Here is an 18,655-nt window from a genome sequence, read left to right as displayed (position 1 = left end):
GCCGCAACAAGGCACGGAGTCGATCGGACATGGAATTTCGCTATCAGTACTACGGCAGCACGCAGGTCAACGACACGGCGGCCGAGCAGGCCTTCTCCTTCGCGCCCGACCTGCTGCGCCCACCCACACGCTTCGACGGCCTGCTCAGGCGCGACGGCCCGGCCTACCTGCAGGTGCGCGAAGGGCTGTCCGCGCTGCACAGCGTGGTGGTCAGCGACCTGCGCACGCGCGGCCGCGACAAGACGGCCTACCGCGAATGGCTGCAGGAGCACGAAGCGCAAATGCTCGCCACCTTCATGGCCGACACCGGCGGCGCCCAGGCGCGCGCCAAGGAAATCAGCGCCGAACTCAAGGACCTGCGCGAGACCCGCAACCAGGTGCTCTCCCCCTTCTACAAGGCCCAGCGCAAGTACTTCGACTGGCTGTTCGTGGCCAACCGCGATGCCTGGTATGTGCTGGACCCCGTGATCACCGTGCACCCGGACCGGCTGCTGTTCGAGGCCTTCAGCCAGGACGAGTCGAGCTACTGCGCGGTCAGCATCCGGCACGAGGCCTTCGAGCATGCGGACGAGCGCATCTGCGGCACCACCAACATCGATTACTCGGCCAGCCTCTACGAAGAATTCCAAAAGATCCGCAACTACCGGGACACGCGGCTGACGCTGGACCCGGCCGGCTTTGCCGTGCAGGTGGGCGGCGACCCCGCGCTGCGCGAGGAAAAGATCGACCTGCCCGACAGCTGGCTGCGCGGCTTCGTGCAGGTCTCCAGCGCCATGGCCCTGCCTGCCACCGTGCTGGAGCTGCACCCCATGGACCTGTTCAACATCTGCGCGCGTCTGCGTGCCCGGCGCGAGCGCCATGGCCCGCGCGCGCTGCGCTTCGAGCTGGCGCCGGGACAGCCGCCCACCGTGGTGTTCGAGCCCTGGGAGGAACGCCTGGCCACCCGGCGCTCGCACATCGTCAGCGATGCCATGGGCACGGGCGGCGGCACCATCCGCCTGTGGGGGCGCCGCCGCCTGCTCACGCTGGAGCGGCTGATCTCCCAGGCCACGCGCGTGCGCGTGCACCTGCTGGGCAGCGGGATGCCCAGCTTCTGGGTGATCGAGCTGGGCCTGGTCACGGTCACGCTGGGCCTGTCGGGCTGGAGCGCCAACGACTGGGCCGCCAGCGCGCGCTTTCACCTGATGGCGCCGCAGGCCGAGGTCACGCCCGCCCAGGTCGAGGCCGTGGGCCGGCAGCTGCAGTCGTGCTGGCAGGCCAGCGCGCAGGATCTGGCCCAGGCCACGGGCCTGGCCCCGGCCCAGGTGCACACGGCCATGACACGCTGGATGCAGGCCGGGCGTGCGGTCTACGACCTGGACGCCGGGCGCTACGCCTGGCGCGAACTGCTGCGCGAGCCGCTGACGGTGCAGCAATTGCAGCCCGCCAACCCAGAGCAAGACAAGGCGCTGGCCCTGGTGCGCGGCAAGGCCATTGCCCCGCCGCGCATCGACCGCAAGGACGGGTTCAGCCGCATCACCGGCCAGATCCCGCGCGCCGACGGCAAGCGCATGTTCGACACCCAGCTCGAACTCGATGCCGACGAACGCCTGACCGATGCGCGCTGCAGCTGCAACCACTACCAGCAGTACCGGCTGCGCCAGGGGCCCTGCGAGCACATGATTGCGCTGCGCCTGGTGGCGCAGCCCCAGCTCGATGCCGCCCGCCAGCCGACCGGCCCGCAGATGAAGGCCGCAGGACAAGGAGAAATCGCGTGAACCGCTTCAATTGCTCTACACTGCCACGCGGAGCGACGCGCAGGCTCTTGCAATCCGGGTGGTGTTTCGCCACCCTTGTGAACTGCCGTTTCATGCACCACGGGCGCCGTTTTCACTGTGCCACCCCAGCGACGGTATGCGTTTTCCTGAGTGGCTTGCCACAAGCGAAACACGCATACCGTCGCGGGGTGGCGTCGAGCGAACAGCTCCCGTCCCGTGAGCCCTGCGGGCTCTTCGACGAGAAGCGCGTCGCTCCATTTCTTTGCCCGCCGCACGGCGGCCGGGCCCGCCTTGCCGGGGTGGCCGCATGAGCCAGCCGCAACCCACACGCGCCGAGATCTACGAGCGCATCAAGGCCTCCAGCAAACAGGAAGTCATCCTCGACGAGATGCAGCGCCTGGGCTTCTGGCCCAAGGGCGAGGGGCAGCCGCAGCTGGCCGCAGCCCACATCCAGCGCGAGGGCGAGCTGCAGCGCGAGCTGGCCGAGCTGCGCCAGCAGATCGCCGTGCGCCAGAACCCCGAGCGCGCACTGCGCCAGATGCGCAAGGAGCGCATGCAAAAGGCGCTGGCCCAGCGCGAGGAAACCAAACGCCGCCAGGCCCAGGAGCGCCACGACAAGGCGCTGGCCTGGCATGCGAAGCGGGCCACGCACGTGGGCTATCTGGGCCCCGGCGTCTCCGCTGCCCTGCAGGGGCCGCAGGCCGGTGAGGCACCGCCTGCTGCCGGGGAACGCCGGCAGGCCGACCCGCAAAGGCTGGCCCGGCATGGCCTGCCGGAACTTGCCGATGCGGCGCAGCTGGCCGATGCCATGGGCATCACCGTGGCCGAGCTGCGTTTCCTGGGCTTTCACCGCGAGGTGGCCCGCACCCACCACTACCACTCGTTCACCCTGCCCAAGAAGACCGGCGGCGAGCGGCTGATCTCCGCGCCCATGCCGCGCCTCAAGCGCGCGCAGTACTGGGTGCTGGACAACATCCTCGCCAAGGTGCCCGCGCACGATGCCGCGCACGGCTTCCTGGCCGGCCGCTCCATCGTGAGCAATGCCGCGCCGCATGCGGGCCACGACGTGGTCATCAACCTGGACGTGAAGGACTTCTTTCCCAGCATTGACTTCGGCCGCATCAAGGGCGTGTTCCGTCATCTGGGCTATGGCGAGGCCATGGCCACCCTCCTGGCCCTGCTGTGCAGCGAAAACCGCGCCCAGGCCTGGCAGGTGGATGGCGAGAAGCTCTTCGTCGGCGGCAAGGCGCGCGAGCGCGTGCTGCCCCAGGGCGCGCCCACCAGCCCCATGCTCACCAACCTGCTGTGCCGCCGCCTGGACCGCCGCCTGCTGGGCCTGGCCAGGCAGCTGGGCTTTGTGTACACGCGCTATGCGGACGACCTGACCTTCTCCGCCTCGGGCGAGGCCGCGCGCGACAACGTGGGCCGGCTGCTGGGCCGCGTGCGCTGGATACTGCGCGACGAAGGCTTCACGCCCCACCCCGACAAAGAGCGCGTGATGCGCAAGGGCCGCCGCCAGGAGGTCACGGGGCTGGTGGTGAACGCGGACAAGCCCGGCGTATCGCGCGAGACGCGCAGGCGCCTGCGCGCCGCCCTGCACCGCGCCACGCAGGCCAGCGCCGGCAAGCCGGCGCACTGGCAGGGGCAAGCAGCCCAGCCCTCGCAATTGCTGGGACTGGCGCAGTTCGTGTACCAGGTCGACCCCGTGCAGGGCGGCCCGCTGCTGGGCCAGGCCCGCCAGCTCACGCGCAGCCCCATCGACCGCGCCAACGATGCCCTGCTACAAGCCAGCCGGCAGGACCGCGCGGCGGCGCGTGCGCAGCCGCCCGCAAGCGCACAGTTCCGGCGTCTGGCCGCCAGCGGGCAGGCGCCTGCGCTGGCCAGCGGCAAGACGTGGTGGCAGCCGGCCGAGCCGGCGGCACCCGTGATCGAGAAGACCGACCAGCAGCGGCGCGAACAGCGGCTGCAGGAGCGCGAGGCCGCACGCGCCCAGGCAGCTGCGGCCGCACGGCCGGCCGTGGACACGCCGCAGCAGCAGCCCGCACAGGCGCCGAGCCCCGACGCCCAGGCACCCGGCCCATCGCCGATGCCCGGCCTGCTGACCTACTGGGCGCAGATCGTGATCTGCTTCTTGCTGGGCACGGTGTTCCAGGCGCGCCTGATCACGCTGATCGGCATCGTGCTGGTCCTGCTCCTGCGCTACCGGCGCATACGGCGCTGGGATGTCTTTGCCGCTGCGATGGTGGTGGCCGTGCTGCTGGGCCTGGGGCTGCGGCTGTCGTGATGTTCACGGGGCCGCAGGCCTCAGAGGCCTGCTGCCCCGCCCGCCACGGGTGCGCTGCGCAGCGCCAGGAAGCGGCGCGGCGAGGTGCCCACCGCCTTGCGGAACATGGTCACGAAGGCGGGTGCGCTCTCGTAGCCCAGGGCATCTGCCACGGTCTGTATGCGCAGCCCCTCGGACAGCTTTTGCAGTGCGGTGAGCACATGCAGCTGGCGGCGCCACTGGTTGACCGTAAGCCCGGTCTCGGCCAGGAACAGCCGCGTCATGCTGCGTTCGCTCATGCCGATGCGCTGGGCCCAGTCGGCCAGCCGTGCCTGCAGCTGCGGCTGCTCGCACAGGGCGTTGGTCATGCGGCGCAGGCGCCGGTCGTGCGGCAGGGGCAGGTGCAGTCCTTCGGGCTGCGCCGCCTGGATCTCGTCGAGCAGCACCTGCATGAGCCGGCCATCGCCGCTGTCGGGCTCGTAGTCCTGCGGCAGGCCCTGCACGCGGTCCAGCAGCGCACTGAGAAAGGGCGAGACGGCCAGCGCATGGCAGGGTCCGGGCACGGGGCGCACGGCCCCTGCCTCGACAAAGACCACGTAGCCGCTGGCCGCACCGCTGCAGCTGACGCGGTGCAGCGTGCCGCCCGGAATCCAGGCGGCGCTGCGCGGCGGCACCACGCAGACGCCCGCATCGGTCTCCAGCGTGATGAGCCCCGCATGGGTGACCATGAGCTGGCTCTTGCGGTGGGCATGGAAGTTCATCCCCCAGTCGCCGGGGCCCGACCGCATGGGCAGGACGATCACGGGACGGTCCACATGGTCGGGGTCCCATCTCTCGGGCAGGACTTTGAGCAGGGCGGAATCCACGGCATTCATGGTGTTTCTCTCAGTTCATGTCATCGGTCATCAATCGGACCCGAGCAGCTCCCGTGCACGCTGCTGCGCCTCCTCGAGGGAGGCCACCAGCAGCATGGGATAGCCCCAGGCCTTGCCGAACATCTGTGCGAAGGCCTCGGCCTCGGCGCGCTTTTGCGCATCGGGCTCGGCGTGGACCAGGGCGCGCACCAGGCTTTTGAGCTCGAGGCGGCGGGCCTTCATCCACAGCACGACCTGCTTGCGCTCCTCAGGTGAGCGCTCCTCCTGGGCCATGTCGCCGTCGCTGAAGAAGACAAAGGCCTGGCCGCGGGCCAGCAGGGCCGAGAAGTCCTCCAGCAAGCGGTCCACGGGCACGGCCTTGTCGCGCTCGTAGCCCATGCGGACCAGGGGAAAGCTGCTGCTGTCGATGTACATGGAAACCTCCGGCCGATGCCATTCAATACAAATGAGACCCATTACTGTATGAATGAACGGCAGCTGCGTCATTGCAGCACTCAGCCAAAGAATTTCGCAGTCCGGCCAGGACGCTCGCATGGGCGGTACAGACCCGGTTGCCCTGTTCCTGCGCTTTCGCTCAGAATGGCCGCATTCTTCGAGTTCAAGTGAACTTGAAGTCAAGCCACAAAGGAAAGCCACCATGAAAACCGAGGATGATCCGCTGCTCAGCATCGGCGACGTGGCGCAGCGCAGCGGGGTCAAGGCCTCGGCGCTGCGCTTTTACGAGTCGCTGAACCTGATCGAGTCCGTGCGCAGCGCCAGCGGCCACCGGCGCTACCACCGCTCGTCGCTGCGGCGCATCGCCTTCGTGGTGTTCGCCCAGCGCATCGGCTTCACGCTGGAGGAGATCGCCGTGCAGCTGGCCAAGCTGCCCAGCCGCCATGTCCCCACGGGCGGGGACTGGCAGAAGATGTCGCGGGTCTGGAAGCAGCGGCTGGACGACCGCATAGGCGAGCTGCAGCGGCTCAGCGAGAGCCTGGACCAATGCATTGGCTGCGGTTGCCTGTCGCTGCGCCACTGCGTGCTGCACAACCCCGGCGACCTGTGCGCACAGAACGGCCCCGGGCCGCGCCGCTGGCTGGGCGACCCGCCGCCCGTGGCCATGGGCGGGCCCTGCCCGGGCCACTGCCACGACGAAGGCTGATCAGGACACGCGCCGCCGTGTCGTGACGAAGTCCAGCACCGCCTGCAGCATGCGCTGCAGCGTGGGCTGGATCTGTTCGGCGCGCTCGGGCAGGTAGTCGAAGGGCAGGGCTTCCTGCATGTAGCTGCACTGCGTCATCTCCAGCTGCACGGCGTGGATGCCGGCCTCGGGCTGGCCATAGTGGCGCGTGATGTAGCCGCCCGTGAAGCGGCCGTTGAGTATGGCGGTGTGGCCCGGCGCGGTCTGCGCAATGGCCAGCAGATGCTCGGCCAGCTCCAGCGCGCAGCTCGTGCCCTTGCCGGTGCCCAGGTTCAGGTCGGGCAGCTTGCCTTCGAAGAAACGCGGCAGCACCGAGCGGATGGAGTGCGCGTCCCACAGCGCCACGGTGCCGTGCACGGCCTTGAGGCGGTCCAGCTCGGCGCGCAGCTGTGCGTGGTACGGGCCCCAGATGGCCTCGCGGCGCGCGGCGATTTCGGCGTCCGCGGGCACATCGGCCGGGTCGGCGTACAGCGGCGTGTCGTCGAAGGTGTCCACGGGGCACAGGCCGGTGACGCTCTGGCCCGGGTAGAGGCTGGCGCCATCGGGCGGACGGTTCAGGTCCACCACATAGCGCGAATGCGTGGCCACGAGGATGGAGGCACCCATGGCCTTGGCGAACTCGTACAGGCGCGGCAGGTGCCAGTCGGTGTCGGGCACGTGGCGGGCTTCCTCGGTCAGGCGCGCGGCGATGTCGGGCGGCACATGGGTGCCCGCATGCGGCATGGAGATTAGCAGCGGCGCCGTGCCCTGGTGGAAGACGAAGGGAGGGGGAGCGGTATCGGTCATGGTGTGATTCTGGAACGTTTCTGGCGGGTTTTGCGGGCCCGTGGCATGCGGGGGCCTCAGGATTGCAGGGTGGCCGTGCGCGCTGCGACAAAACCGCGGGCCGCCGCCTCGTGCAGGGCATGGCGGCCCCCCTGCACACGGCGTTCGCCCCCCACCCAGAGGCTGTGCAGCGCGCTGCTGCGGTGGCTGCCGAAGACATGGGCCGAGACCATGGCCTGCACCGGCAGGCCGGCCAGCGCCACATGGTCTGCATCCAGCGCCAGGAAGTCGGCCTGCTGGCCCACGGCCAGCCCGGCCACGGGGCGGCCTGCGGCCTGGGCACCGCCCTGCACGGCGGCGGTCCACAGCGCGGTGCCCACCTGCGGGTCGGGGCCTGCCAGCACATTGCGCTGGCGCAGCGACAGGCGCTGGCTGTATTCGAGCATCAGCAGTTCCTCGGCCGCGTTGACGCAGGCATGGCTGTCCGAGCCCACGCCCCAGGCGCCGCCGTGGCCCAGCCATTGCGGCATGTCGAAGATGCCATCGCCCAGGTTGGCCTCGGTGGTGGGGCAGATGCCGGCCACGGCGCCGCTGCGCGCGGCGCCCGCGTATTCACCGGGCGTCATGTGGGTGGCGTGGACCAGGCACCAGCGCGCGTCCACGGGGGCATGCTCCAGCAGCCATTGCACGGGGCGCTGGCCGCTCCAGGCCAGGCAGTCGTCCACTTCCTGGGTCTGCTCGGCAATGTGGATGTGGATGGGCGCGCGCGCGTCCAGCGCCGTCAGGCCCTCCACGGCCACGCGCAGGCTGTCGGGCGGCACGGCGCGCAGCGAGTGCGGCGCCAGACCCAGGGCCGCGCCTTGTGCGCGCGCCTCGGGCAGCAGGCGCTGCAGCAGGGCCAGCATGTTGTCGGTGCTGCGGATGAAGCGCGCCTGGTCGGCGCGTGGCGGCTTGCCGCCGAAGCCGCTGGTCTGGTAGAGCACGGGCAGCAGGGTGATGCCCATGCCGGCCTTGCGCGCGGCGCGCAGCAGGGCCAGGGACAGCGTGGCGTCGTCGGCATAGGGCCGGCCATCCCGGTCGTGGTGCACATAGTGGAATTCGCAGACCGAGGTGTAGCCGGCCTCCAGCATCTCCACGTACAGCCAGGTGGCGATGGCCTCCAGCGACTCGGGCGTGATGCGCGCGGCAAAGCGGTACATGAGGTCGCGCCAGCTCCAGAAGCTGTCCTGGGCCTCGGCGCGGTATTCGGTCAGGCCTGCAAAGGCGCGCTGGAAGGCATGCGAGTGCAGGTTGGGCATGCCCGGCAGCACGGGGCCGGGCGCGCGCGGCGCGCTGCCGGGCTGGGCGTCGGCCTGTACGGCCTGCAGGGTTCCTGCTTCATCCCAGCGCAGCAGTACATTGCGCGCCCAGCCCGTGGGCAGCAGCGCATGCTCGGCGAACAGCGTGCGGCTGTCGGGTGTCGGGTCGATGCCGCTCATTGCACGGCCTCCAGGATCTCGGCCAGCGCGCGCACGAAGCGTTCGTTGTCGGCCTCCGTGCCCACGGAGACGCGGATGAAGTGCTCGAAGCCCGGCTCCTTCCAGGGCTTGACGATCAGGCCCCGGGCCAGCAGCGCCTCGTTCACGGGGCCGTTGGGGCGGCCGATGTCGATGAACAGGAAGTTGGCGGCCGAAGGCGCTATCCGAAGTGCGGGCAGGGCAGGCAGGGCGGCCAGCCGCTGCGCCAGCACATCGCGCAGGCGCACGGTCTCGGCCACGCCGCGCTGCATGAAGTCCTCGTCGCCCCAGGCCGCCAGCGCCGCCGCCTGGGCCGCCTGGTTGACGTTGAAGGGCGTGCGCACGCGGTCCAGCAGTTGCACCAGGGCCGCGTCGCTGGCCAGGCCGTAGCCCACGCGCAGGCCGGCCAGGCCCCAGGCCTTGGAGAAGGTGCGCAGCACGATCCAGGGCATGGCGCGGCCGCGCAGCAGGGCCAGCACGTCGGGGTAGCCGTCGGCGTGCAGGGCGTACTCGTAGTAGGCCTCGTCCACCACCAGCAGGGTCTGCGGCGGCGTGGCGTCCAGCAGGCGCGCGAAATCCCCGGCGCTGAACATGCAGCCCACGGGATTGGAGGGATTGGCCAGCATGGCGATCTTGGGGCCGCGCGCCAGCGCCTGGCACCAGGCAGCGACATCGAAGTCCAGCGCGGGCGTCAGCTCCAGCAGCTCGACGCGGGCGCCCATCATGCGCGGGTAGATCTCGTGCAGGCCGAAGGCCGGGCGCTGGGTGAGCACGCGGTCGCCGGGCGAGAGAAACGCCTGGCACAGCATCTGCAGGATGTCCTCGGAACCGTTGCCCACGGCAATGGCCTCGGCCGGCACGCCAGTGCGCGCCGCGATGGCCGCGCGCAGCGCCGTGCATTGCGCATCGGGATAGGTGCCCACATGCAGGGCCAGGTCGGCCAGGGCGCGGGCCACGGCGGGGCTGGCGCCAAAGGGGTTCTCGTTGCTCGCCAGCCGCGCGATCTCGGTGACGCCGTAGCGCGCCCGCACGGCCTCGGAGGACAGGCCTGCGTTGTAGGGCGGCAGCGGCGGCACTTCGGGGCGTGCCAGGGTGTGGATCGCGTGGAGGGCGGGAGCGTTCATAGGTCGAATACCTTGCCGGGGTTGAACAGATGCAGGGGGTCCAGCGCCTGCTTGATGGCGCGCATCACGGCCAGTTCGGCCGGCGTGCGGCTGGCGCCGAGATAGGGCTTCTTGTGCAGGCCGATGCCGTGCTCGGCCGAGACGCTGCCGCCGAACTCGCCGACCAGGTGGTACAGCGCGGCCTCGACGCCTTCGCAGTCGCCGTTGGCGGTGGCACCGTCCACCGAGACATGCAGGTTGCCGTCGCCCACATGGCCGAAGAACAGCGTGTGGTGGCCGGGCCAGCGCGCGTCGAACGCGGCGCGGCAGGCATCGGCGAAGCGGCCGATGTCGGCCTGGGGCAGGCTGACGTCGAAGTTGACGGGCGGATGCATGTTCGTGTTGAGCTCGGCCGGCGCCTCGCGCAGCTTCCACAGCTGGCGCGCCTGGGCCACGGACTGGGCGATGACGGCATCGGCCACCTCGCCGGCCTCCATGGCCTCGCCCAGGGCCTCTTCCACGTCGGCGCGCAGCGTGGCCTCGTCCTTGCCGTCCACATCGATCAGGGCCAGCAGCGCATGCGCTTGGCCAAAGGGCGGCTGCAGCTTCTGCCAGCGGATGGAGGCCTGGATGAAGCTGTCCCACATCAGCTCGAAGGCCGCCACGCCATTGCCAAAGCGCGATTGCATGCGCGAGAGCACGGACAGCGCCGCATCGAAGTCCGGCACGGCCACCAGGGCCGTGGCGCGGGCCTGGGGCGCGGGGCGCAGGCGCAGCAGCACGCGCGTGACGATGCCCAGCGTGCCCTCCGAGCCGATGAAGAACTGCTTGAGGTCGTAGCCCGTGTTGTTCTTGAGCATGGGGCGCAGCATGGGCAGCACCGTGCCGTCGGCCAGCACCACCTCCAGGCCCAGCACCTGCTCGCGCATCATGCCGTGCTGCAGCACGCCGTTGCCGCCCGCATTGGTGGCCACGTTGCCGCCGATCTGGCAGCTGCCGCGCGCGCCCAGGTCCACGCCGAAGACCATGCCTGCGGCCACGGCCGCCTCCTGCACGGCCTGCAGCGTGGCGCCGGCCTGCACGGTCATCAGCGCGGTGCGCGCGTTCACGTCCTCGATGGCGTTCATTCGCTCCATGGAGACGGCCACGGCACCCGCCACGGGCACGGCCGCACCGGCCAGGCCCGTGAGCCCGCCCTGGGGCACGACAGGCACGCGGTGGGCCGTGCACAGGCGCATGAGCGCGCTGACCTCGTCGGTGCTGCGCGGGCGCACCAGGGCCAGCGGGCGCTGGGGCGGCGTGCCGCTCCAGTCGGTGTGGTAGCGCGCGGGCACATCGTCGCCGCGCTGCGCCACTTCGGCGCCCAGGGTGGAAATCAATTCATCGAGAAACAGTGCATGGGGCATGAGCAGGCTTTCAGTGGCTCCCCTGCCTGCGGGTCCGCACGATGCGGCCCTGGCGCACGATGGTGCAGTCCGGCCGGTTGCCGAACCAGTAGGCCAGCTCGGCCGCATGGCGCACGGGCCAGAGCACGAAGTGGGCGGGACGGCCGGCCGCGATCAGGCCATGCTCATCCTGCAGGCCCAGGGCGCGCGCGGCATGGCGGGTGATGCCCGCCAGGGCCTCGGGCACGGTGAGCCGGAACAGGGTGCAGGCCATGTTGGCCATGAGCAAAAGGCTCAGGCAGGGGGAGGTGCCCGGATTGTGATCGGTAGAGACGGCCATGGGAACGCCCGCGGCGCGCAGGCCCGCGATGGGCGGCATGTGGGTGTCACGCAGCGTGTAGTAGGCGCCGGGCAGCAGCACGGCCACGGAACCCGCGCCGCGCATGGCGGCGATGCCGGATTCGGACAGGTGCTCGATGTGGTCGCACGACAGCGCGCCATAGCGGGCCGCGAGGGCCGCCCCCTCCATGTTCGACAGCTGCTCGGCATGCAGCTTGACGGGCAGGCCCAGGCGGCGTGCGGCCTGGAAGACCTGCTCGGTCTCGGCCAGCGAGAAGGCGATGCGCTCGCAGAACACATCGACCGCATCGACCAGGCCCTCGGCCGCCAGCGCGGGCAGCATGGTGCCGGCGACCAAGTCGATGTAGTCCTGGCTGCGCCCTGCGTACTCGGGCGGCAGCGCATGCGCGCCCAGGAAGGTGGTGCGCACGGTCACGCCCAGGGCCTGGCCCAGGCGCCGGGCCACGCGCAGCTGCTTGCGCTCGTGCTCCAGCGCCAGGCCGTAGCCCGACTTGATCTCGATGGCGCAGACGCCTTCGTCCAGCAGCTGCTGCAGGCGCGGCAGGGCCTGGGCGAACAGCTCGTCCTCGCTGGCCTCGCGCGTGGCACGCACGCTGGAGACGATGCCGCCGCCGGCGCGTGCCACTTCCTCGTAGCTGGCGCCGTCCAGGCGCATGGCGAATTCGTTGGCGCGCTCGCCGCCATAGACCAGGTGGGTGTGGCAATCGACCAGGCCCGGCGTGGCCAGCATGCCCTGGCCGTCATGGCGCGGCAGGGACGCATATGCGGGCGGCAGGGCCTGCTGCGGCCCCACCCAGGCCACGCGGCCCTGCTGCACCACGATGCAGGCATCCTCCCCGTCACCCACGGCCTGGCCGGCCTCGAACATGTCAGGCGCCAGGCGCAGGTTCTGCCAGCAGCCGTCGGCCGAAGAGGATGGAGCGAGTGCGGAAGCGGATGCAGAAGCGGGTGCGTGGGGCTCGGTCATGGCGGGTGATTCCTTGGATGTCGTGGGTCGTCAGCAGGCTTGCAGCAGCACCTGCACCAGCCGCGCGTCGTCGGTCTGCGGCACCAGCTGCTGCGGGTCAGGCTGCTGCGCGCTCCACCACAGGCCCTGGCCGGGGATGAGCGCAGCGCCATCCGCCTGCCAGTCGCCCTGCAGCACCATGCACAGGCCGGCGTCGGCGCGGCCGGCGTCGGCAGCGCTGTCCAGCACCTGGACCTGCGCCCGCCACCGGCCGCGCCGCGCCATCACGTTGAAGTCGGTGGAAGTGCCGCCCAGCAGCGAGCAGCCCAGCGCCACATCGCCGGAGAAAGCAAACGGCTGCCAGCGCGCGTCCAGCACATGGTCGATGCCTTCGCCGCGCAGGTGCACGCCGTCGCCATCGAGCAGCATGATCTGCCGGTCCACGTCCGCAAAGGCCGAGAACGGGCCGGGCTGGTCAATGGTGGCCACGCTGATGCGCCAGCCAAAGGCCTCCATGCCGGCCCCGGGCGGCCAGCAGGCGATCTCGCGCGTGCTGCCGCCCCCGTTCTTCCAGGGGCTGGCGGCGATCTGGTTCAGGTCGAAACGCTGCATGGCCGTGGTGTCCTGCAAGCGGCTCACTTGACCATGGGCAGGTTCAGCTGGTGGCGCTTGGCCGCAGCCACGGCAATGTCGTAGCCCGCATCCGCATGGCGCATCACGCCGGTGGCCGGATCGTTCCAGAGCACGCGGCCCAGGCGGGCGGCGGCCTCGTCCGTGCCATCGGCCACGATGACCACGCCCGCATGCTGGGAGTAGCCCATGCCCACGCCGCCGCCGTGGTGCAGGCTGACCCAGGTGGCGCCGCCTGCGGTGTTGAGCAGGGCGTTGAGCAGCGGCCAGTCGCTGACGGCGTCCGTGCCGTCCTTCATGGATTCGGTCTCGCGGTTGGGGCTGGCCACCGAGCCGCAGTCCAGGTGGTCGCGGCCGATCACGATGGGGGCCTTGAGTTCGCCGTTCTTCACCATCTCGTTGAAGGCCAGGGCCGCCTTGTGGCGCTCGCCCAGGCCCAGCCAGCAGATGCGCGCGGGCAGGCCCTGGAAGCTGATGCGCTCGCGCGCCATGTCCAGCCAGCGGTGGGTGTGCTTGTTGTCGGGGAACAGTTCCTTGATCTTGGCGTCGGTCTTGTAGATGTCCTCGGGGTCGCCGGACAGGGCCACCCAGCGGAACGGGCCCTTGCCCTCGCAGAACAGCGGCCGGATGTAGGCGGGCACGAAGCCGGGGAAGTCGAAGGCGTTCTTCACGCCCTGGTCCAGGGCCACCTGGCGGATGTTGTTGCCGTAGTCCACCGTGGGAATGCCCATGGCCTGGAAGTCCAGCATGGCCTGCACGTGCTGGGCGCAGCCCTGGGCGGCGGCGGCCTTGAGCTGGGCATGGCGCGACGGGTCGGCGGCGGCGGCACGCCACTCGTCCACGGTCCAGCCCACGGGCAGGTAGCCGTTGATCAGGTCATGGGCCGAGGTCTGGTCGGTCACGATGTCAGGACGGGCGCCGCCGGCCTTTGCGCGGCGCACCAGCTCGGGCAGGATTTCGGCGGCATTGCCCAGCAGGCCGATGGAGATGGCCTCGCCCGCAGCCGTGTGCTGGGCGATGAGCTCCAGCGCGTGGTCGATGTCGCGCGCCTGCTTGTCCAGGTAGCGCGTGCGCAGGCGGAAGTCGATGCTGCTTTGCTGGCATTCGATGGCCAGCACGCAGGCGCCGGCCAGCACGCCGGCCAGGGGCTGGGCGCCGCCCATGCCGCCCAGGCCCGCCGTGAGGATCCACTTGCCCGTGAGGTCATTGTTGTAGTGCTGGCGGCCGGCCTCGACGAAGGTCTCGAACGTGCCCTGCACGATGCCCTGGGCGCCGATGTAGATCCAGCTGCCGGCCGTCATCTGGCCGTACATGAACAGTCCCTTCTGGTCGAGCTCGTTGAAGTGCTCCCAGTTGGCCCACTGGGGCACGAGGTTGGAGTTGGCCAGCAGCACGCGCGGTGCGTTCTCGTGCGTCTTGAACACGCCCACGGGCTTGCCCGACTGGATCAGCAGCGACTCGTCGGCCTCCAGCTTCTTGAGCGACTCCAGGATCTGGTCATAGCACTCCCAGTTGCGCGCCGCGCGGCTGATGCCGCCGTAGACCACCAGGGCCTTGGGGTTCTCGGCCACGTCGGGGTCCAGGTTGTTCTGCAGCATGCGGTAGGCGGCCTCGGCCAGCCAGTTCTTGCAGTGCAGTTCGCTGCCGCGCGGGGCGCGGATGACGCGGCTGGCGTCATAGCGGGGATTGGTGGCAGCCGTGGCAGCGTTGGCGTTGAGGATGGCGTCGTTGGCGTTCATGGCGATCTCCTGGATGCGGGGGGTGAGCGGTTGCGGGGTTCAGGCAGCCTGGTGGCTGGGCAGGTGGCGGACGATGGCCTGTGGCCAGTCCGTGGCAAGCGCCCACTGGCGCATGGTTTCGATGTCGGGTGCCAGGTAGCGGTCACGGTCCAGGTGCGGAACCTGGCTGCGGATCAGCGCGTACTGCGCCTCGATCAGTTCGGAGCTGTTCAGGCTGCGGTCGAAGTCCATGCCCTGGGCGGCGGCCATGGCTTCCACGCCCACGATGACGGCGGTGTTGCGCGCCATCTCGCCCAGGCGCCGCGCGCCGTAGGTGGCCATGGAGACATGGTCTTCCTGGTTGGCCGAGGTGGGCAGGCTGGTGACGCTGCTGGGATGGGCCAGGCACTGGTTCTCGGCAGCCAGGGCGGCGGCCGTGACCTGGGCGATCATGAAGCCCGAGTTCACGCCGCTGTCGGCGATCAGAAAGGCCGGCAGGCCCGACAGGCCGGTGTCCAGCAGCAGGGCCATGCGGCGCTCGGAGATGGCGCCGATCTCGGCCAGAGCCAGGGCGATGATGTCGGCCGCGAAGGCCACGGGCTCGGCGTGGAAGTTGCCGCCCGAGATCACGTCGCCGTTGTCGAAGACCAGCGGGTTGTCCGAGGCGGCGTTGGCCTCGATCACCAGCACGCGGGCCGCATGGCTGAGGTTGTCCAGGCAGGCGCCCATCACCTGGGGCACGCAGCGGATGGAGTACGGGTCCTGCACGCGGCCGCAGTGGGGGTGCGAGGTGTCGATGGCGCTGCCGTCCAGCAGTTCGCGCACGGCGGCGGCCACGGCGATCTGGCCAAGCTGGCCGCGCGCCTCATGGATGCGGGCGTCAAACGGCTTGACCGAGCCCTTGATGGCCTCCAGCGTCAGGCAGCCCGCCACCAGGCCGGCCGCGAACACGCTCTCTCCCTGGAACAGGCCCACCAGGGCCAGGGCCGTGGACACCTGGGTGCCGTTGAGCAGGGCCAGCCCTTCCTTGGGGCCGAGCACGAAGGGCTCCAGGCCCACGTGGCGCATGGCCTCGGTGCCGGACACCACCTGTCCGTCGATCTTGGCCTGCCCTTCGCCGATCAGCACGCAGGCCAGGTGCGACAGCGGCGCCAGGTCGCCCGAGGCGCCCACCGAGCCCTTGGCGGGAATCACGGGCAGCACGTCGGCGTTGGCCAGGGCCAGCAGCGCATCGACCAGCTCGGGGCGCACGCCCGAGTGGCCGCGCGCCAGGCTCACGGCCTTGGTGGCCAGCACCAGGCGCACCACGGCGTCGGGCAGCGGATCGCCCGTGCCCACGCTGTGCGACAGCACCAGGTTGCGCTGCAGCTCTGCCAGGCGGTCATGGGCGATCTTGGTGGAGGCCAGCTTGCCGAAGCCGGTGTTGATGCCATAGACGACCTGGTCCTCATCCACGATGTGCTGCACATGGGCCTGGGCGGCGCGCATGCGCTCGTAGGCGGGCGCCGCCATGGACAGGCGCACGCCGCCCTGCTGGATGGCCCGCAGCTGGGCCAGGCTGACCTGGCCGGGCTGCAGCGTCAGCGCGGTGCCGGGACGGGAGGTGAGGCCGGGAGTCGTGATGGTGTTCATGGTGATGCCCTGTCGGTGTCTGGGAGGGTGTGCCGGGATGGATGTCTATGCCTGTCTATACAATATCAATCGAAGCGGAACAGCGCAAGAGCGGGAACCCCGCCTTTCAGGCCTCAGCCGTCGTGCGATCCGCCGTCGGTGCGAAAGCGGCTGCCCAGCCGGTAGCGCATGCCCGGATGCACGCAGTGCACCCAGGTCACGGGCGTGCCCAGGTACCAGGTGCGGCGCGTCAGCGTCAGGCAGGGCTGGTCGGCGTCCATCTGCAGCCAGCGCGCCTGCTCGGGCGTGGGCAGCATGGCGTCCACCACATGCTCGATCTGGTCGAAGGGCACGTTGCGCACCAGATACACCGAAGGCTGGATCAGCGAGAAGTCCTGCTCCATGAAGTCCGGCGCCATGCGCGGGTTCACATGGCGGTCTTCCAGCTGCACGGGCACGTCGTTCTCGAAATGCACGCCCTGCAGGTGGAACACCGAGCTGCCCGCAGACAGCTGCAGCGAAGCCGCCGCCTCGGGCGAGGCCGACTCTCGGCGCACGCTGATCAGCTCGAAGCGGTGGTCATGGCCGCGCTGGCGGATCTCCTCGGCGATGTTGGCGATGCGCAGCAGCGTGGACTGCGGCTTTTCCTCGGCCACGAAGGAGCCCACGCCGGCCACGCGCACGATCACGCCCTGCTCGGCCAGCTCGCGCAGAGCGCGGTTGGCCGTCATGCGGGCCACGCCGAACTCCTGCACCAGCTCCTGCTCGGACGGCACGCGCTCGCCGGCCGACAGCGAGCCATCGGCGATCTTGCGCAGCACGTGGTCCTTGACCTGCTGGTACAGGGCCATGGGCACCTCCGCCGTCGTTGCGGAAAGTCGGGAAGCCGTGGAACGCGAAGACATGGTGTGGGCAGTGGTCATGGAAAAGCGTCAGTGTGCAGCAGCGGCCAGCGACTCTGCGCGAATCTCTTCGGTCAGCCGGGCTTTCAGCTCCATGAACTCGGGCGAGGTCTTGACCGTGTAGTGGCGCGGATGCGGCAGGTTCACGGGAATATCGGCCTTGATGCGGCCCGGGCGCGCGCTGAACACGGCCACGCGGTTGGCCATGAAGATGGCCTCGTCGATGTCGTGGGTGACGAACATCACGGTCTTGCGCTCGGCCTCCCAGATGCCCAGCAGCAGCTCCTGCATGAGCACGCGGGTCTGGTTGTCGAGTGCGCCGAAGGGCTCGTCCATGAGCAGGATCTTGGGATCATTGGCCAGCGCGCGCGCAATGGCCGTGCGCTGCTGCATGCCGCCCGACAGCTGCTTGGGAAAGTGGTTCTCGAAGCCGCGCAGCCCCACCTTGGCGATGAAGTAGTCGCTGCGCTCCTTTTGCAGCGCCTCGCTCACGCCCTTCTCGCGCAGGCCGAAGCGGATGTTCTGGGCCACGGTCAGCCAGGGGAACAGCGTGTAGCTCTGGAACACCATGCCCCGGTCGGCGCCTGGCCCGTCCACGGCGCGGCCGTCCAGCAGCACCTGGCCCGTGGTCGGGAAATCCAGCCCCGCCGCAATGCGCAGCATGGTGGACTTGCCGCAGCCCGAGGGGCCGAGGATGGTGACGAAGTCGTTCTCGCGGACCTCGAAATCCACAGGCAGCAAGGCCTGCGTGCTCGTGCCCTTGTGGCTGGTGAAGGTGCGCGAAACACCTTGAATGGACAGCAGATTCATCACAGGGTGCTCCACTCGAACATGCGACGGTTGACGGTCTTGAAGATGAAATCGGACACCAGGCCGATGAGGCCGATCACGATGATGCCGAAGATGATCTGGCCCGTGTTCAGCAGCGCCTGGCTGTCGGTGATCATGTGGCCGATGCCCGAGGACGAGCCGATCAGCTCGGCCACGATCACATAGGTCCAGGCCCAGCCCAGCACCAGGCGCAGCGTCTCGGCAATGCCGGGCGCGGCGCCCGGGATCAGCACGCGGCGCACCACGCCGGTGTTGGAGGCGCCCAGCGTGTAGGCGGCCTCCACCAGGTCCTTGCGCGCGCCGCCCACGGTGACGGCCACCATCAGCGTGATCTGGAACACCGAGCCGATGAAGATGACCAGCAGCTTCTGCGTCTCGCCCACGCCGGCCCACAGGATCAGCAGCGGGATGAAGGCCGAGGCCGGCAGGTAGCGGCAGAACGACACGAAGGGCTCGAAGAAGGCCTCGACCGGCTTCCAGGCGCCCATGGCAATGCCCAGGGGCACGGCCACGACCGAGGCCAGGATGAAGCCGCCCATCACGCGCCAGACCGTCATGCCGATGTCGTGCAGGAAGCCGTACTCGGTGAACAGCAGCACGCCCTCGCGCGCCATGGTCATGGGGCTGGCCAGGAAGGTCGGGGAGACGAAGCCGCCCAGCGTCACAGCCGCCCAGACGAGAAAGAACAGCACGAAGAAGGCCACACCCAGCACCCACTTGGCCGTGGGGCTGACGGGCTCCAGCGGCGCCATGCGGCGGCGGCGGACGGGGGCTGGCGCTGCGGCGGGCGCGGGAGCGTGCGATGTGGCGTGGGTCATGGGCTTGTTAGCCGG

Annotated in this window: 16 protein-coding genes; 3 read left to right on the top strand and 13 right to left on the bottom strand. The window is 70.0% G+C overall.

The window, feature by feature from the left end; translation table 11 throughout:
• The first annotated feature begins 29 nt into the window (after positions 1-29).
• A complete protein-coding gene (locus tag KDK82_RS24540; RefSeq protein ID WP_088166490.1) occupies positions 30-1,757 on the top strand; it encodes an SWIM zinc finger family protein in 1,728 nt (575 codons plus the stop codon).
• A 307-nt stretch (positions 1,758-2,064) separates the two neighbouring features.
• Entirely contained in the window at positions 2,065-4,041 is a 1,977-nt protein-coding gene (locus KDK82_RS24535; RefSeq protein WP_088166489.1) for a reverse transcriptase family protein, read from the top strand.
• 20 nt (positions 4,042-4,061) lie between these two features.
• Here KDK82_RS24535 and KDK82_RS24530 read toward each other — a convergent pair whose 3' ends face one another.
• Positions 4,062-4,895 carry an AraC family transcriptional regulator gene (locus KDK82_RS24530; protein ID WP_034397632.1) on the bottom strand — a complete coding sequence of 278 codons (834 nt, stop codon included), beginning with the start codon at positions 4,893-4,895 and terminating at the stop codon, positions 4,062-4,064.
• A 30-nt stretch (positions 4,896-4,925) separates the two neighbouring features.
• Positions 4,926-5,309 carry a hypothetical protein gene (locus tag KDK82_RS24525; protein ID WP_088166488.1) on the bottom strand — a complete coding sequence of 128 codons (384 nt, stop codon included), beginning with the start codon at positions 5,307-5,309 and terminating at the stop codon, positions 4,926-4,928.
• A gap of 223 nt (positions 5,310-5,532) precedes the next feature.
• On the opposite strand from KDK82_RS24525, the gene soxR reads away from it, so the two are divergent.
• Entirely contained in the window at positions 5,533-6,036 is a 504-nt protein-coding gene (soxR, locus tag KDK82_RS24520; protein ID WP_088166487.1) for a redox-sensitive transcriptional activator SoxR, read from the top strand.
• Here soxR and hutG read toward each other — a convergent pair whose 3' ends face one another.
• The 11 genes from hutG to KDK82_RS24465 form a co-directional block, all read right to left on the bottom strand.
• A complete protein-coding gene (gene hutG, locus KDK82_RS24515) occupies positions 6,037-6,861 on the bottom strand; it encodes an N-formylglutamate deformylase (RefSeq protein WP_088166486.1) in 825 nt (274 codons plus the stop codon).
• A gap of 56 nt (positions 6,862-6,917) precedes the next feature.
• The gene (locus KDK82_RS24510; protein ID WP_088166485.1) at positions 6,918-8,318 is read right to left on the bottom strand and encodes a formimidoylglutamate deiminase; all 1,401 of its coding nucleotides are present in this window, start codon (positions 8,316-8,318) and stop codon (positions 6,918-6,920) included.
• Entirely contained in the window at positions 8,315-9,460 is a 1,146-nt protein-coding gene (locus KDK82_RS24505; protein WP_088166484.1) for a histidinol-phosphate transaminase, read from the bottom strand. Before KDK82_RS24505 ends, KDK82_RS24510 begins: the two co-directional genes overlap by 4 nt.
• Complete coding sequence (locus KDK82_RS24500) at positions 9,457-10,845, bottom strand: FAD-binding oxidoreductase (protein ID WP_088166483.1); 1,389 nt, start codon at positions 10,843-10,845, stop codon at positions 9,457-9,459. The genes KDK82_RS24505 and KDK82_RS24500 overlap by 4 nt, the downstream gene beginning before the upstream one ends.
• Positions 10,846-10,855: 10 nt before the next feature.
• On the bottom strand, positions 10,856-12,151 hold the full coding sequence (gene hutI, locus KDK82_RS24495; RefSeq protein ID WP_043823309.1) for an imidazolonepropionase: 1,296 nt from the start codon (positions 12,149-12,151) through the stop codon (positions 10,856-10,858).
• 30 nt (positions 12,152-12,181) lie between these two features.
• Positions 12,182-12,742 carry a HutD family protein gene (locus KDK82_RS24490; protein ID WP_088166685.1) on the bottom strand — a complete coding sequence of 187 codons (561 nt, stop codon included), beginning with the start codon at positions 12,740-12,742 and terminating at the stop codon, positions 12,182-12,184.
• Between the two features lie 23 nt (positions 12,743-12,765).
• Positions 12,766-14,499, bottom strand: a complete 1,734-nt coding sequence (gene hutU, locus KDK82_RS24485) for a urocanate hydratase (protein WP_088166482.1) — start codon at positions 14,497-14,499, stop codon at positions 12,766-12,768.
• Between the two features lie 39 nt (positions 14,500-14,538).
• A complete protein-coding gene (gene hutH, locus KDK82_RS24480; protein ID WP_088166481.1) occupies positions 14,539-16,110 on the bottom strand; it encodes a histidine ammonia-lyase in 1,572 nt (523 codons plus the stop codon).
• Positions 16,111-16,223: 113 nt separating this feature from the next.
• On the bottom strand, positions 16,224-16,940 hold the full coding sequence (gene hutC, locus KDK82_RS24475) for a histidine utilization repressor (protein WP_034397623.1): 717 nt from the start codon (positions 16,938-16,940) through the stop codon (positions 16,224-16,226).
• Between the two features lie 81 nt (positions 16,941-17,021).
• Positions 17,022-17,801, bottom strand: a complete 780-nt coding sequence (locus KDK82_RS24470; protein WP_012202086.1) for an ABC transporter ATP-binding protein — start codon at positions 17,799-17,801, stop codon at positions 17,022-17,024.
• Positions 17,801-18,640, bottom strand: a complete 840-nt coding sequence (locus tag KDK82_RS24465) for an ABC transporter permease (RefSeq protein ID WP_088166480.1) — start codon at positions 18,638-18,640, stop codon at positions 17,801-17,803. Before KDK82_RS24465 ends, KDK82_RS24470 begins: the two co-directional genes overlap by 1 nt.
• Positions 18,641-18,655 lie beyond the last annotated feature (15 nt).

Source organism: Delftia sp. K82 (assembly GCF_002193035.1).
GTDB classification, from domain to species: domain Bacteria; phylum Pseudomonadota; class Gammaproteobacteria; order Burkholderiales; family Burkholderiaceae_C; genus Comamonas; species Comamonas acidovorans.
Note: the sequence above shows the minus strand (reverse complement) of the source record. Positions and strands in the feature narration are given on the sequence as shown.

Excerpts from the sequence above, each read along its gene's own strand:
- KDK82_RS24540 (WP_088166490.1), top strand. The coding sequence starts at position 30 with ATGGAATTTCGCTATCAGTACTACGGCAGCACGCAGGTCAACGACACG.
- KDK82_RS24535 (WP_088166489.1), top strand. The coding sequence starts at position 2,065 with ATGAGCCAGCCGCAACCCACACGCGCCGAGATCTACGAGCGCATCAAG.
- KDK82_RS24530 (WP_034397632.1), bottom strand. The coding sequence starts at position 4,895 with ATGAATGCCGTGGATTCCGCCCTGCTCAAAGTCCTGCCCGAGAGATGG.
- KDK82_RS24525 (WP_088166488.1), bottom strand. The coding sequence starts at position 5,309 with ATGTACATCGACAGCAGCAGCTTTCCCCTGGTCCGCATGGGCTACGAG.
- soxR (WP_088166487.1), top strand. The coding sequence starts at position 5,533 with ATGAAAACCGAGGATGATCCGCTGCTCAGCATCGGCGACGTGGCGCAG.
- hutG (WP_088166486.1), bottom strand. The coding sequence starts at position 6,861 with ATGACCGATACCGCTCCCCCTCCCTTCGTCTTCCACCAGGGCACGGCG.
- KDK82_RS24510 (WP_088166485.1), bottom strand. The coding sequence starts at position 8,318 with ATGAGCGGCATCGACCCGACACCCGACAGCCGCACGCTGTTCGCCGAG.
- KDK82_RS24505 (WP_088166484.1), bottom strand. The coding sequence starts at position 9,460 with ATGAACGCTCCCGCCCTCCACGCGATCCACACCCTGGCACGCCCCGAA.
- KDK82_RS24500 (WP_088166483.1), bottom strand. The coding sequence starts at position 10,845 with ATGCCCCATGCACTGTTTCTCGATGAATTGATTTCCACCCTGGGCGCC.
- hutI (WP_043823309.1), bottom strand. The coding sequence starts at position 12,151 with ATGACCGAGCCCCACGCACCCGCTTCTGCATCCGCTTCCGCACTCGCT.
- KDK82_RS24490 (WP_088166685.1), bottom strand. The coding sequence starts at position 12,742 with ATGCAGCGTTTCGACCTGAACCAGATCGCCGCCAGCCCCTGGAAGAAC.
- hutU (WP_088166482.1), bottom strand. The coding sequence starts at position 14,499 with ATGAACGCCAACGACGCCATCCTCAACGCCAACGCTGCCACGGCTGCC.
- hutH (WP_088166481.1), bottom strand. The coding sequence starts at position 16,110 with ATGAACACCATCACGACTCCCGGCCTCACCTCCCGTCCCGGCACCGCG.
- hutC (WP_034397623.1), bottom strand. The coding sequence starts at position 16,940 with ATGGCCCTGTACCAGCAGGTCAAGGACCACGTGCTGCGCAAGATCGCC.
- KDK82_RS24470 (WP_012202086.1), bottom strand. The coding sequence starts at position 17,801 with ATGAATCTGCTGTCCATTCAAGGTGTTTCGCGCACCTTCACCAGCCAC.
- KDK82_RS24465 (WP_088166480.1), bottom strand. The coding sequence starts at position 18,640 with ATGACCCACGCCACATCGCACGCTCCCGCGCCCGCCGCAGCGCCAGCC.